Origin of the sequence: Thauera terpenica 58Eu (assembly GCF_000443165.1) — a bacterium.
GTDB classification, from domain to species: domain Bacteria; phylum Pseudomonadota; class Gammaproteobacteria; order Burkholderiales; family Rhodocyclaceae; genus Thauera; species Thauera terpenica.
This window is the reverse complement of sequence record NZ_ATJV01000081.1, coordinates 56,575-71,445: the sequence shown is the minus strand read 5'-3', so window position 1 is coordinate 71,445 and position 14,871 is coordinate 56,575. Positions and strand designations below refer to the sequence as shown.

At 65.6% G+C, this 14,871-nt stretch carries 11 protein-coding genes and 1 riboswitch; of the genes, 10 read left to right on the top strand and 1 reads right to left on the bottom strand.

The genetic code is table 11. The features are described 5' to 3' along the window. Positions 1-103: 103 nt before the first annotated feature. The gene (locus M622_RS35245) at positions 104-1,711 is read right to left on the bottom strand and encodes a glycoside hydrolase family 19 protein (protein ID WP_021250424.1); all 1,608 of its coding nucleotides are present in this window, start codon (positions 1,709-1,711) and stop codon (positions 104-106) included. A gap of 171 nt (positions 1,712-1,882) precedes the next feature. On the opposite strand from M622_RS35245, the gene M622_RS35240 reads away from it, so the two are divergent. From M622_RS35240 to M622_RS35195, 10 genes are all read left to right on the top strand, one after another. Continuing rightward, a complete protein-coding gene (locus tag M622_RS35240) occupies positions 1,883-2,416 on the top strand; it encodes a hypothetical protein (protein WP_021250423.1) in 534 nt (177 codons plus the stop codon). Between the two features lie 165 nt (positions 2,417-2,581). Further along, a complete protein-coding gene (locus M622_RS35235) occupies positions 2,582-2,800 on the top strand; it encodes a YMGG-like glycine zipper-containing protein (protein ID WP_021250422.1) in 219 nt (72 codons plus the stop codon). 222 nt (positions 2,801-3,022) lie between these two features. Further along, the gene (locus M622_RS35230; protein ID WP_021250421.1) at positions 3,023-4,630 is read left to right on the top strand and encodes a peptide chain release factor 3; all 1,608 of its coding nucleotides are present in this window, start codon (positions 3,023-3,025) and stop codon (positions 4,628-4,630) included. Between the two features lie 223 nt (positions 4,631-4,853). Further along, positions 4,854-5,073, top strand: a riboswitch (cobalamin riboswitch). A gap of 132 nt (positions 5,074-5,205) precedes the next feature. After that, positions 5,206-5,817, top strand: a complete 612-nt coding sequence (cobO, locus tag M622_RS35225; protein ID WP_021250420.1) for a cob(I)yrinic acid a,c-diamide adenosyltransferase — start codon at positions 5,206-5,208, stop codon at positions 5,815-5,817. Between the two features lies 1 nt (position 5,818). After that, entirely contained in the window at positions 5,819-6,742 is a 924-nt protein-coding gene (locus M622_RS35220; protein ID WP_021250419.1) for an ABC transporter substrate-binding protein, read from the top strand. Continuing rightward, a complete protein-coding gene (locus tag M622_RS35215; RefSeq protein WP_021250418.1) occupies positions 6,739-7,779 on the top strand; it encodes a FecCD family ABC transporter permease in 1,041 nt (346 codons plus the stop codon). Before M622_RS35220 ends, M622_RS35215 begins: the two co-directional genes overlap by 4 nt. Then, positions 7,776-8,648, top strand: a complete 873-nt coding sequence (locus M622_RS35210; protein WP_021250417.1) for an ABC transporter ATP-binding protein — start codon at positions 7,776-7,778, stop codon at positions 8,646-8,648. The genes M622_RS35215 and M622_RS35210 overlap by 4 nt, the downstream gene beginning before the upstream one ends. 20 nt (positions 8,649-8,668) lie before the next feature. Then, a complete protein-coding gene (gene cobW, locus M622_RS35205) occupies positions 8,669-9,769 on the top strand; it encodes a cobalamin biosynthesis protein CobW (RefSeq protein WP_021250416.1) in 1,101 nt (366 codons plus the stop codon). Next, on the top strand, positions 9,769-13,563 hold the full coding sequence (cobN, locus tag M622_RS35200) for a cobaltochelatase subunit CobN (RefSeq protein ID WP_021250415.1): 3,795 nt from the start codon (positions 9,769-9,771) through the stop codon (positions 13,561-13,563). Before cobW ends, cobN begins: the two co-directional genes overlap by 1 nt. A 97-nt stretch (positions 13,564-13,660) precedes the next feature. After that, complete coding sequence (locus M622_RS35195) at positions 13,661-14,782, top strand: magnesium chelatase ATPase subunit I (protein WP_021250414.1); 1,122 nt, start codon at positions 13,661-13,663, stop codon at positions 14,780-14,782. Positions 14,783-14,871 lie beyond the last annotated feature (89 nt).

The following is a 14,871-nucleotide window of genomic DNA, read 5'->3' as shown; positions in this document are numbered from 1 at the left end:
GATAGGCCACGGTGAACCAGACCTTGGCCAGGGTGCATCTTGTCATGGGCGCGCAACATCGGCGGCGCAGCGTTCCAGCGCACGGTGCGCTGCCCTCGATTGCTCAGGGGTGGCGCCAGAAGGCGAAGGACTGGAAGCGCTCACTCGCCCACCATGCGCTGGCCGACACTTCGCGGGCGAAGTTGCGCGTGCCGGCCTGGGATTCAAGCGGGCGCAGCACTTCGCCCTCGGCGCTGCGACGGGCCTGATGTGCGCCCTGTTCGGGTACGACCACGCTGATATGGCCGGAACGGTTGAGGTCGCGGCGTTGGGCGATGATGAGGCAGACCTCGCCGCCATTGGCTGCGGTCTGCAACAGGCTGAGATCCAGCTCGCGTACCCAGCCGAAGGCCACCCCGTGCTCATCGAGCCAGTCGTGCAGCGCGTTGGCATTGAGCTCGCGCACTGTCTGCCCATACACCGCCTCAAGCGTCTCGCCCAGCGTCAGACGCCGCAACGCGGTATCCGTCCACCACACCCGTGGCAGGTAGGCGCTGGCGAGAAAGGCGTAGTCGGTGGCGTAGATGTTGCAAAAAGTCATCCCGGCGCGGGCCTGGTAACGCAGATGCGCGGGATCGGCAACACCCAGATAATCGACGATCTTCCCCAGCGCTGCGGCGCGGCCTGGTGCGTCACGTGCCGTGCGTGTGGGGCGGTCGGCCTCGCCCAGTGGGTAAGCGCGACCGCCATCACGGGCGCGGGTGACGTCGGCACGCTCGCCCTGCAGATGAGCCTCGGGCAAGGCCGGCAGGGGCGTTTCGCCACCGGCCAGCGCGCGCGGTGCGGCGCGGGCGCGAGTACGCGGGCGAGGGGCAAGCGGTGCAAGGTATTGCTCCGCCACCACGCCTTCGCGGAGGACGCCGTTCAGCAACACCCGCACCCGCAGCCAGCCCGCAACAGCCGCAGGGCCCTGGACTTCGACTGCGCTGCCCTGCATCAGCGCGGCGAGCAGGGTTGAGGATGCCACCCGCGGCGCAGAGCGTAGATTGAGCTGCAGCGGCAGCACCGTGTGCGTGGGCACGAAGGCCACCGCCAGCGGCGCGAAAGTGCCGGCAAGGCCAAGCACACGCATGGCATGACGCGCCTTTTCCAGCAGCTCGCGACGGTCGGCAAAGCCGTTCAGCCCGCCATTGATGCGGCGCGTGATCGCGCTCAGGTCGTCGATGTCGGCGAGAGCATTGAGATTGTTGCGCTCCCAGAAGAACACCGCCGAATGCACCGCCAGCTCGGTGGCGACGCGATCAGGATCGGCCACCACGTCCTCGCCGCACCATTGCGCAAAGGCACGATAGTTGTCCTTGCCGGTGAGCTGGATGAGGCCGCGGCCACGGTAGCGATAGCCATCGCCGCTCGCCTCGGGCCCATTGCCCATGCGTGCGCCATAGACGCGATTGCCGATGCGCTCGGGCTTGCGCGCACAGGCCTCGGCCTCAGCGCGGGAGCGAAAGTAGCGCGGGAAGACCTTCAGCAAGCCGTCCACCGAGTAGTTGAGATTCTCCACGCTGAGCCGCAGACAGCCGGACTCGTGCATCAACTGCGCGAGGAAGTGGGTGATGCGCGGTGTGGTGTCGATGCCATGCAAGGCCATCGCCGCATTGAGCGTCTCGATGTAGTGATCCGCATTGGCAGCAGTCGCACCCATGCGGGTGAGCACCTCGCGTGTGATCAACATGTGACATCCCCTCAGAAAGCGCACATCGCAAGCGTCCGCACCCCTTCAATTAAGCTCAGCACAGGGTGCAATTCAAGCCGCCACCCGCTGGTCGGACAGCGACGCTGGGAGGCTGGGGGGCCGGACGCGCATAATGCATCCATTCACGACGCACCCGGGAGGCACGCACGCATGAGATCCCGCTCACAGGGCAGAATCGCGGCGGTTTTCACTTGCATCGCACTGCTTGCAGCCAGCCCGGCCGCGGGCGCGCGCACGCTGATCGTGTGTTCGGCGCTGGACGATGCAGAGCTCACACGCGCCGTACTGGAGGTGGAGGACGGCGCAAGCGCAGCACATGGAGGAGACCGGTACGCAGATCTGCGCATCAGCCACCTGGAAATCGTGACGCCCGAATTCATCTGGTCCACTCCTGGTCAGCCCGAAACCAGGCGCTTTGACGCCGCACGGAGCGATGTGTCACCTGATCTGGCGCAGCTCGACACGGTGGCCATCCACACCACCAGGGATGCGGAGGGGGTGTTGCGGATCGTGGATTTCGCCGTGCTTGAACCTGATGCACTGGAACTGGAAGGTCTGCGCGGCTCGCTCATGCTGCACGAAACCTGGCAGAACGCACGCGCCATCGCGTCGCTGTACTACACCCACAGCGGTAACCGGCTGGTCGTTGCGGCGCTCGCCTGCCGCCGCTTCGAGGACGACTGAAGGGCGTGCACCTTCAGCCGGCACGGCACACACGCCTGCAGCTGCGGCGCGAAACAACTCGTCACCGTGCGCCGGACCTTTCCCACCTGATTCTGTCCATAATCAAGGCATTGCGCGGCGCCTCGGCGCTCCCGCACCCTGTGGTCCGGCATCAAGGAGAACGACATGAAAACAACGATCCTCATCCCCGCCATCCTGCTCACCCTCGCCGCAAGCGGTTGTGCGACGTGGGACGGCATGTCCTCACGCCAGAAGAGCGCCACCACCGGCGCTGCCGTCGGCGGAGTCGCTGGCGCCGTCATCACTGACGGTGGCATCCTCGGTACCGTTGGTGGTGCAGCCATTGGTGGCGTCATCGGCGACCAGATCGGCAAGCAGAAGTAAGGCTGATCAGCGCCGCCCGAAAGCGGGGCATCGAGGCCGGAAACGGCCTCGATGCCCCGCTTCGCGTTCACACCCCGGCATTGCCAGCGCACAAGAGACAAGCTGCGCGTGCAGTGCAAGGAAAATGGCTGCACGGCCGCCTGCTAGTTCCTTGATAGAATTGCGCTTGTCCCGCCTTGCCCACTCCTGCGCAGGCGGTTTTCTTTTCGCTGACGAGTCCTGATGACGACCACCCCCTACCCGCCCGAATTGTTGCGTGACGTCGAGAAGCGCCGCACCTTCGCCATCATTTCCCACCCCGACGCCGGCAAGACCACGCTGACCGAAAAGCTGCTGCTGTTCGGGGGCGCGATCCAGCTCGCCGGCACGGTGAAGGCGCGCAAGTCGGCGCGCCATGCGACCTCCGACTGGATGGAAGTGGAAAAGCAGCGCGGCATCTCGGTGACCAGCTCGGTGATGCAGTTCGAGTACCAGGGCCACACCATCAACCTGCTCGACACCCCGGGCCACGAGGACTTCTCCGAAGACACCTACCGCGTGCTGACCGCAGTGGACGCGGCGGTGATGGTGATCGACGCTGCCAAGGGCGTTGAAGTGCAGACCATCAAGCTGCTCAATGTGTGCCGCCTGCGCAATACGCCGATCATCACTTTCGTCAACAAGATGGACCGCGAGGTGCGTGACCCCTTCGAGCTCATGGCCGAAATCGAGGACGTGCTCAAGATCAGCTGCGCGCCGGTGACCTGGCCGATCGGCATGGGCAAGACCTTCCGCGGCGTGTATCACCTGCTGCAGGATCAGGTCCTGAGCTTCGTGCCGGGCGAAGAAAAACGCAGCCACGCCGGCATCATCAAGGGCATCGCAAATCCCGAACTGGACCAGCGCTTCCCGCTCGAGATCCGCCAATTGCGCGACGATGTGGAGCTCATCGAGGGCGCATCACCCCCGTTCGACCTCGATGCCTTTCTTGCCGGACAGCAAAGTCCGGTGTTTTTCGGCTCGGGCATCAACAACTTCGGCGTACAGGAAATCCTGCAGTCCCTGATCGACTGGGCGCCGCCACCGCAAGCGCGCGACGCCACCGCGCGCATGGTGCAGCCCGCCGAACCGGCATTCACCGGCTTCGTGTTCAAGATCCAGGCCAACATGGACCCGAAACACCGTGACCGCATCGCCTTCTTTCGCATCTGCTCGGGTCGCTACAGTGCCGGCATGAAAGTCCGCCACGTGCGCGCGGGGCGCGACATGAAGCTCGCCAATGTGCTCACATTCATGGCCAATGAACGCGTGATCATGGACGATGGTGTTGCTGGCGATATCGTCGGCATTCACAACCACGGCCAGCTGCAGATCGGCGACACCCTGACCGAAGGCGAAAGCCTCAGCTTCAAGGGCATTCCGTACTTCTCGCCGGAGATGTTCCGTGTCGCCCGTCTGCGCGATCCGCTCAAGTCCAAGCAGTTGCAGAAAGGTCTGCAGGAACTGGGCGAGGAAGGCGCGATCCAGGTGTTCGAACTCGAAGGCGGTCAGATGCTGCTCGGTGCCGTCGGCGTGCTGCAGTTCGAGATCGTCGCCCAGCGCCTGAAGGACGAATACAAGGTCGACGCCATCTTCGAGTCAGCCGACATCCACACCGCGCGCTGGCTGAGCTATCCGGACGAGCTCACGCGGCGCAACTTCGAGTACGAACAGGCGATGCGCATGGGCAAGGACATCGACGGCAACCCGGTGTATCTCGCCAGCAGCCGCTACAACCTCGCCGTCACCGCAGAAAAATGGCCGCAGGTCACCTTCCACGCCACGCGCGAACATGGGCAGGTGCTGAGCTGAAGACTGCAGGCCGGTGCCGCCGCCAGCGCCAGAAGCTGCTCCCGGCCGCAATTCCCAAGGCGCGCTGAACACCTTGAAAAACCCAGCTCATAGGCTGGGTTTTTTGCTTTCATGGACCGATGAACATGGAAATTCCGCAGTAAACGTAGCCGTTCCGAACAGACACGCTTAGAAAGCCCCATCCGACGGAGCGGCTTGCAAAGCCCTCGACCGTCCCTTAAGCTGCGCGGGCATTCGATCCAGGTGCCCTGCGCTGCAACCGCAAACCAGGGTGAAACGGGAAGTTCGGTGACGCCGTCTGCAATGCGCAAACGGCCATTCCGACGCAGCCCCCGCTGCTGTAATCCTGACGGATCCGCACTACGCCACTGGGCATTGCCCGGGAAGGCTGCGGAATCCGCTTGAAGGAGAGCCAGAAGACCGGCCTGGTCGATTGAAGGTCAATGCCCCGGGGTGTGGGCGATCGCCGTCCGATCCGGTCCGGGCATTCCTGTTTCTGCCGCTTGTCACCGGTCTACGCCGTGTACCCGCTCCCCGCACATGTTCACCGTCGTCGCGCTTGCGGAGCCACAGCCATGGATCAGGAAAAGAAGCAGAACCACAACGAGCGCATGCTGCGCAAGAAGGCCGTTGTCGACGGCGCCATCGAGCGCGCGCAGGACGAGCGCGGCATCGTCATCGTCATCACCGGCAATGGCAAGGGCAAGAGCACCTCGGCGTTCGGCACACTGTTTCGAGCGCTGGGCCACGGCCATCGCGCCGGCGTGGTGCAGTTCATCAAGGGCATGCAGTCCACCGGCGAGGTGATCTTCCTGCAGCAGCACGGACTGGACAGCGCCGTTCAATACCACGCCATGGCCACCGGTTTCACCTGGGACACCCAGGACTGGGACGCTGACAAACGCGCAGCCGACCAAGCCTGGGCAGTGGCCGCCGGGATGTTGCAGGACCCTGAGCTGAACCTGGTCGTGCTCGACGAGCTGACCTACATGCTCAAGTTCAACTACCTCGACACGGCGCAGGTCATAGCCACCATCCAGGCCCGTCCGCCGCTGCAGACGGTGATCGTCACCGGCCGTGCAGCCCGTCCGGAGTTGCTTGAGCTGGCGGACACCGTCAGCGAGATCGCCGACCGCAAGCACGCCTACAAGGCGGGCGTGAAAGCGCAGGCCGGCATCGATTTCTGACATGCGGGCCTGTCTGCGTGCCCGCCTGCGTTCAGGCGGCAGCGCTATTTCGCGCCTGGGGCGAGTCGCGGCAGCAGGTTTCAAAACCGGCGGCGTGCTGCTGGCACTCCTCTTCCCAGCCACAACATGCGCGGCTACGTCCGTCGATGGCACCGTGCGCGCCTTGCCGCGCGTGATGTCGACCAATCTGTGCGCTGATGTGCTCGTACTGAGCCTGGCCGATCCATCGCAGATCGTTTCGGTGTCGCGCAAGAGTCAGGATGCGCGGCGCACCTCGCTGCACGCGCTGGCGCAGGGCTTTGCAAGCAACAATGGCGGTGCCGAGGAAGTCATCGCGCAGCGGCCGGACATCGTGCTCGTGTCGCGACGCTGGCAGGCACGCCATCAGGCGAGCCTGTTCGAACGCCACGGCATCGAGGTGCTCACCGTGCCGTTTCCGAACGATTGGGAAGGCATCTTTTCCAGCACGCGACACATTGCGGCGCAGCTCGGCCGCGCCGAGGCCGGTGATGCGCTGGTGGCTGACGTGCAGGCCCGCATTGCCCGTCTGCAGACCAACCCACATCACGCACGGGCGTTGTATCTACGCCCCAACGGTGGCAGCGCGGGGGCAGGGACTTACGTCGATGTCGTATTCCAGGCCGCGGGCATGCGCAACCATGCGGCCGAAGCAGGCCACAGCGGCTGGGGTCGGGTGGCGCTGGAGAGCCTGATCGCCGACCCGCCCGAGGTGTTCGTGCTGAGCAACATGGTCAACGACAGCGCTTACGCCCGCTCCAGCTTTTCCCGCCATGCGCTGATGCAGACCTTGCTTGCCGAACGCCCGCTCATACGCATGGACGGCAACGACTGGGGCTGCAGCAACTGGCAACTGATCGAGGCCGCGGAAGAGATCGCAGCCCAACTCGGGCGACTGCGGCCATGAGCGCCGCAGGTATCCGCGCGCTGGCGCTGAACGGAGCGCTGGCGCTGATCCTGCTGACCCTTGCGCTGGTGTCGTTGACCATCGGTCCAGTGGAGCTGGCTGTGAGCGAAGTCGCGGCGGCCTTGCTACCGGGCAAGGAGGCGGGGTCGAGCGCTGCCGGACTGAGCGATGTGCTCGTCCGCCAGCGCGCCATCGTCGCCGAAATCCGCCTGCCGCGTGTGCTGCTCGCCATCCTGGTAGGCATGTCGCTCGGCATGTCGGGCGCTGCACTGCAAGGCCTGCTGCGCAACCCACTGGCCGAACCCGGGCTACTGGGGGTAAGTTCCAGCGCCAGTCTGGGTGCGGTGCTGTGCCTGTACTTTGGCATCGCACAGCTCAACCCCTGGCTGCTGCCGGCTACAGCGATGGGCTGCGCCGCGCTCGCCACCCTGGTGCTGTATCTGATCGCGCGCCGCGGCGCGGGCAACCTGACTCTCATTCTCGCCGGCGTAGCGCTCTCGGCACTGGCCAGCGCGCTGACTTCATTGGCGATCAATCTCGCCCCCAACCCGACCGACGTACAGGACATCGTGCTGTGGTTGCTGGGCTCACTGGCTGATCGTAGCTTCGACGACATCCGCCTCTGCCTGCCCTTCGTCATCGCCGGCCTGGCATTGCTTGGCGCTTGCGGGCGCGAGCTCGACGCCCTGTCCGCAGGCGAGGACGAAGCCGCCAGCCTGGGGGTGAATCTCGCTCGTCTGCGCGCGCAGATCATCGTCGGCACCGCACTGTGCGTCGGCGCCAGTGTCGCAGTAACCGGTGCAATCGGCTTTGTCGGTCTCGTCGTGCCACACATGCTGCGCCGCGCCGTGGGCTTTCACCCCGCGCGCCTGCTCGTATCGAGCGCGCTCGGTGGCGCCGTGCTCGTGCTCGCAGCCGACATCGTGCTGCGCATGGTGAGCGGCGGCTTCGAACTCATGCTCGGCGTCGTCACCGCGCTTATCGGCGCACCGTTCTTCTTCGCGCTGGTGCTGCGCCAGCGCATGGGGATGGCATGACACGACTGATTCTCGAGCGCGTGCAGGTACGCCATGGCCGCAGCACCCTGGTGGACGAGGTGTCGGCCACAGTCGGAGAGGACCACGGTCCGGGTGCGGGCGAACTCTTCGGCCTCATCGGCCCCAATGGCGCGGGCAAGAGCAGCCTGCTGCGCGCGATTGCACAATTGCTGCCCTATCAAGGCACGATCCATCTCGACGGTGTGGCACTGGGTAGCCTGACGCCGCGTCAGCGCGCCACCCGGCTGGCCTATCTGGCCCAGGGCGACCATGCCGTGTGGCCATTGACGGTGCGCGATTTCGTTGCCCTCGGCCGCTTTCCGCACCGTGCGCGCTGGCGCGGCACCGCCTCTGATGATGACGCGGTGTCGGGCGCAATACGCCACATGGGCCTCGAGACATTGCAACACCGCCGCCTCGATCAGCTTTCCGGCGGCGAGCGCGCCCGCGCACGGCTGGCACGTGCACTCGCCGTCGAGGCCCCGCTGCTGCTGGCCGACGAGCCGGTGGCCTCGCTTGACCCCTTTCACCAACTGAGCGTGATGGAACTGCTGCGCGCCCAGTGCGAACTGGGTCGGACCGTTGTCGTGGTGCTGCACGACCTGACCCTGGCGAGCCGTTTCTGCGACCGCGTGCTGCTCCTCGAGCACGGCCGAACGGTGGCCTGCGGCACGACCCGCAAGGTACTCACCGCCGCCAATCTGCAGCGCATCTACCAGGTGCAGGCCATGTTGGGCGAACACGAACAGCAGCGCTACGTGTTGCCCTGGCGTTGCCGACCCGAGCCGACCTCGAGCTCACCAACGACACCACCCCCCGGCCAGCCCGCTCCCGCTGCGCGCCTCACCCGCCTCGCCCCAATCGAATGAACGCCTTCCCAGGAGAAACCATGTCGGCCACATCCCGCATCCCTGCCACCATCGTTACCGGCTTCCTCGGCAGCGGCAAGACCACGCTGTTGCGCCACATTCTCGCCAATGCCGGCGGCCGGCGTATCGCCGTCATCGTCAATGAGTTCGGCGAGCTCGGCATCGATGGCGAAATTCTGCGCAGCTGCGGCATCGGTTGCGACGAGGACGGCAGCGAGCGCCCGGGGCAGCTCTATGAACTGGCCAACGGCTGCCTGTGTTGCACGGTGCAGGAAGAGTTCTACCCGGTGATGCGCGAGCTCATCGAGCGTCGGGCCGAGATCGACCACATCCTGATCGAGACTTCCGGACTGGCTCTGCCCAAACCGCTGGTACAGGCCTTCAACTGGCCCGAAATTCGCAATGCGTGCACGGTGGACGCAGTCATCACCGTCGTCGACGTACCCGCCACCGCCGCCGGCCAGTTCGCCGCCAACCCACAGGCAGTGGATGCGCAGCGCCGTTCCGACCCCAATCTGGACCATGAATCGCCGCTGCACGCGCTGTTCGAAGATCAGTTGCTGGCCGCTGATCTGGTCGTGCTGTCCAAGACCGACCTTGTCGATGCCGCCGCCTGCATACGGGTCGAAGCCCTGGTGCGTGCGGAACTGCCGCTGCAGGTCAAGGTGGTGAAGGCAGAGCACGGCCAGCTCGATCTCGACCTGTTGCTTGGCATCGGCGCTGCGTCGGAAGAGGGCATCCATCTGCGCCACAGCCACCACGACAATGAGGACGGCGAGGAACACGAGCACGATCACGAGCAGTTCGATTCGGTGGTGATCGAGCTCGGGCTGATGGATCGGGAACAACTACTCGAGCGTCTGCACACACTGGCCGGCGAACATGCCATCTACCGTATCAAGGGCTTCGTGGCGCTGCCCGACAAGCCGATGCGGCTGGTCGTGCACGGCGTGGGGCGGCGCTTCGACAGCTATTTCGACCGTCGCTGGCGCGCTGACGAGACCCCGCGCACCCACCTCGTGCTGATCGGCCACGATCTGTGCGCCGACACCTTGCGCGCCGCCCTTGCGCCCGCTGCGATTGAAGCCGCCGCCCTGGCGGCCCCCAGCGGAGCCCTCTGATGCACCTGCTCGCCGCCCAGCCCGGTGGCTTCGTCGATGACAGCAGCGTCATCACGCACATGGCGCAAGACCCGGCCGACATCATCATCCTCAGCGCCGCCGACACCACGCTGGCCCTGCTTGCCGCTGCCTGCCCGGCTGCAGGCGGCGACGCGGACGGCTTTCCGTCGGTGCGTCTGGCCAACCTGATGTATCTGCGTCAGCCGGCCGCGGTCGACCTGTACGTCGATGAAGTGTTGCAGCACGCCCGCGTCATCATCATCGACCACCTCGGCGGCGAGAGTTACTGGCCCTACGGCACCGAACGCATCGGCGTGCTGTGCCGCGCGCGCGGCATTGCCCTCATCATGTTTTCCGGCGACACCCTTGAAGACAGCAATCTGCTGATGAAAAGCACGGTGGACGTCGACAGCTGCCGGGCCCTGTGGCGCTATCTGCGCGAAGGTGGCACAACCAACGCGCGCAGCTTCTACCGCTACATCGGCGCATGCTTCTTCGCGCTGCCCCTGCAAGCGCCAGCACCACAGCCCCTGCCTGCCGCAGCCGTCTTTCACCCGCAGCATGAACCCGCTGCCGATGAGCTCACCCCGATCGAGGCCTGGCGCAAGGACTGGCAAGCCGGCGCGCCCTGCGTGGTGCTGCTGTTCTACCGTGCTCACCTGCAGGCCGGTAACACCGCCGTGTTCGCTCATCTATGCGAAACACTGCGCTCGAAGGGCCTGAACCCGCTGCCGCTGGCCCTGCTGTCGCTGAAGGATGCGGCGTGCGTGGAGACGCTGCACCAGCTGTGCGCCGAGCATGAGGTGGCACTCATCCTCAACACCACCGCATTTTCGCAATCGGCTCTGGATGAGCCGGGCGACCACGCCCTCGCCGGCGACATCCCGGTGCTACAGCTGGTGTTGTCCGGCGGCAACGAGGAAAACTGGCGTGCCGATCCGCACGGGCTGGCGCCACGCGACATCGCCATGCACATCGCCATGCCCGAAGTCGATGGCCGCATCATCACCCGCGCCATCAGCTTCAAGGGCCTGGGCCATCGCTGCGCACATACCCAGTGCGACGTCGTGCACTACCAGGCCCACGCCGAGCGCATCGATTTCGTCGCCGAGCTGGCACGGCGCTGGTGCCGCCTGCGCACGCTTGCCAACACCGACAAGCGCCTCGCGCTCATCCTCGCCAACTATCCGACGCGTGAAGGCCGGCTGGGCAATGGCGTGGGGCTGGACACCCCCGCCTCGGTGATCGCCATCCTCGAGCGCCTGCGCGACGACGGCCATGCCATCGACGCCATCCCGCCTGACGGCGACGCGCTGATGACGCAACTGAAGCAAGGCATCACCAACGACCCTACACAGTGGGCATTGCGCCCCGCCTACCAAAGCCTGGCGCTGGCCGATTACCTCCGCTTCTTCGACCGCCTGCCTCAGGCCAACCGCGCCGCCATCAGCGCGCGTTGGGGCACACCCGATGCCGACCCGATGCTGCGCGCAGGCCGATTCATGATCGCCGGCCTCCGTTGCGGTCGCGCCTTCGTTGGCATCCAGCCCGCACGCGGCTACGAGCTCGACGCCCAGGCGAGCTACCACGACCCTGAGCTGGTGCCGCCGCACCACTATCTCGCTTTCTACTGCTGGCTGCGCGAGGTCTGGCGCTGTGACGCCATCGTTCATGTCGGTAAGCACGGCAACCTCGAATGGCTACCGGGCAAGAGCGTGGCGCTGTCCGAGGAGTGCTGGCCGGATGTGGCGCTCGGCCCGATGCCCAATCTCTACCCCTTCATCGTCAACGACCCGGGTGAAGGCACCCAGGCCAAGCGCCGTACCCAGGCGGTGATCGTCGACCACCTCATGCCACCGCTGACGCGCGCCGAAAGCTATGGCGCCACCCGCGATCTCGAACGCCAGGTGGATGAATACTACGAAGCCTTGATGCTCGACCCGCGCCGCGCCGAACTGCTGCGCCGTCAGATCCTCGACCACATCCTGCGCCACGACCTGCATCTCGATCTGGGCTTCGAACGCCCGCGCACAGCAGAAGAAGAACAGCGCCTGCTCAACTCCACCGACGCCTATCTGTGCGAACTGAAAGAAGCGCAGATCCGCGACGGTCTGCACATCTTCGGCCAGTCGCCACAGGGTCGTCTGGAGCGCGATACCTTGCTCGCGCTTGCGCGCCACCCGGTCGGCGATGGCCGCGGCAGCAAGACCGGCGTGGTGCACGCACTCGCCGCCGACCTGCAACTGGGCGCGGACTTCAACCCGCTGGCAGCCGACTGGAGCCTGCCGTGGCAAGGCGCACGGCCGCCCGTCCTTGCCACGCTCGGCGAAGGTAGCTGGCGCAATCTGGGTGACACCCGTGAACGCCTCGAACTGCTCGCCCTGCAAGTGCTTGAATCCGGCCTGCCGTCGGGCTACGACTGGTCCGCTACCCGCGCCGTGCTGGCACGTATCGAGAGCGACCTGCGCCCACGGCTGCTGGCCTGTGGCGAACAGGAGTTGCTGCAACTTTCGCGCGGGCTGGCGGGGCGCTTCGTGCCTGCCGGGCCGAGCGGTGCACCCTCGCGCGGCCGTCCCGACGTGCTGCCGACCGGACGCAACTTCTATTCGGTAGACACGCGCGCCATTCCCACACAAACAAGCTGGACGCTGGGTCTCAAGTCCGCTGCGTTGATGCTTGAGCGCTACCTGCAGGACCACGGCGACTACCCGCGCGCAATCGGGCTTTCGGTGTGGGGTACTGCCACCATGCGCACTGGCGGCGATGACATCGCCCAGGCTTTTGCCCTCCTTGGCGTACGACCGAAGTGGGCAGACGGCAGCCATCGTGTTGCCGATTTCGAGATTCTGCCGATGTCACTGCTCGACCGCCCGCGCATCGACGTCACGCTGCGTGTTTCCGGTTTCTTCCGCGACGCCTTCTCCAACGTCATTCGCCTGTTTGATGCCGCCGTGCAAGCTGTTTCCGAGCTTGACGAGGCCGAGGACGTAAACCCGATTCGCGCCCGCATCGGGCGCGAAACCGCGGCACTTGTCGCCGAAGGCATGGCGGTCGAAGCCGCACGCCGCAACGCCGGACACCGCATTTTCGGCGCCCGCGCCGGGGCCTACGGCGCCGGACTGCAAGGCCTGATCGACGGTCGCAACTGGAATGAGGACGCCGACCTCGCCACGGCCTACCTCAACTGGGGCGGCCACGCCTACGGCCAGCACGACTACGGCAGCGACGCACGCGACACCTTCGCGCGCCGCCTGGCGGGTATCGACCTGGTGATGCACAACCAGGACAACCGCGAACACGACCTGCTCGACTCCGACGACTACTACCAGTTTCAAGGTGGCATGGCGGCAGCTGTGCGTCATCTGTCCGGCACACAACCTGCGCTGCTGTTCGGTGACCATGCCAACCCGCAGTCACCGGTGGTGCGCTCGCTACAAGAAGAGATCAGCCGCGTCGTGCGCTCCCGCGTGGTGAACCCGAAGTGGATTGCCGGCATCAAGCGTCATGGCTACAAGGGCGCGTTCGAGATGGCCGCTACCGTCGATTACCTGTTCGCCTTCGATGCCACTGCACGCGTGGTACGCGACGACCAGTACGCACGTGTCGCCGATGCCTATCTGGAAGACGCTGACACCCGCGCCTTTCTCCAGCGCCACAACCCCGATGCCTTGTTCGAAATGTGTGAACGCCTGCTCGAAGCGATGCAGCGCGGGCTGTGGCAATCGCCTGGCGACTATCGCGACCGCATCGAACAGCACCTGCTCGCAGCCGAACAAAGCCTGGAGAAACGCTGATGCGCACACCAGTTCCCGCCCCGGATTCTTCTCAGCCCTTACGTCTGCGTCTACCCGCGATCGAGCGCAAAGACGGAGCGCACACTGGAGGCAAGCGATGAGCTCAAACCCAGCCCTCACCGACAGCCGCACCGTGCCGGCTTTCCCATTCTGTGCTCTGCACGGTCAGGCGCACCTGCAAAGCGCGCTGCTGCTCGCCACCGTCGACCCGCTCATCGGTGGTGTGCTGGTCGAAGGCGCGCGCGGCACCGCCAAGTCCACCAGCGCTCGGGCGCTCGCTGCGCTCTTGCCCGAGGGCCACTTCGTGAACCTGCCGCTGGGCACGAGCGAGGAACAGCTCGTCGGCGCACTTGATCTTGAAGGAGTCCTGCAGGACGGGCGCGTCCGCCTGCGCCCCGGCCTGCTCGCGCAGGCGCATGCGGGCGTGCTCTACATCGACGAGGTGAACCTGCTTGCCGACGGCCTCGTCGACCTCTTGCTCGACGTCTGCGCCAGCGGCATCAACCGCATCGAACGCGACGGTATCTCGCAGCAACACGCCGCTCGCATCACCCTGGTGGGCACGATGAACCCCGAGGAAGGCGAGTTGCGCCCGCAATTACTCGACCGCTTTGGTCTTTTCGTGCGCTTGAGCGAAGTCGTCGATACCACCGCGCGCAAGGCGATCGTGCGCGCCCGGCTGGCTTTTGATGCCGACCCGGCGGCTTTCACCCGCCGTTTCGACACTCAACAGCAGCAGCTTGTCGATCGTATCGCCAGCGCGCGCAGCGCAATCGAACACATCGACTTTACCGACGCCACCCACGATCGCGTCGCCGCCCTGTGCCATGCGGCCGAGGTCGAAGGCGTGCGTGCCGATCTCGTCATGTTGCGCGCCGCACGCGCTCACGCCGCGCTTGAGGGTCGCTACGAGATCGTCGGTACCGACATCGATGCCGTTGCCGAACTCGTGCTTGCTCACCGTCGCAAGGCAACGGGCGCCACATCACCGCCACCACCACCACGCAGTCACTCAGAGCCACAAAACGATCCTGCCGTGGACGCCTTCGCTCAGCCCCCACGACAGAACTTCAACACAAGCAATGCAGAGCCGAACAACGGGGCCGCGGAGGAGATGGAAAACGGAAACGACGACTCAGACTGGGGCGCATTGCCACGTCCCCCGGTGCCCATCCTCAACGTCAAGAGCGTGAGGCCACTGCACGCAAAAAAGCCCTGACGCGTCCGACGGCGCCCGGCAGGGCAGCCAGCGGACGCGTTCCCAACCCCACGCGAAAGGGTCGCCCCGGGCCACCCAGCGGCACTCGC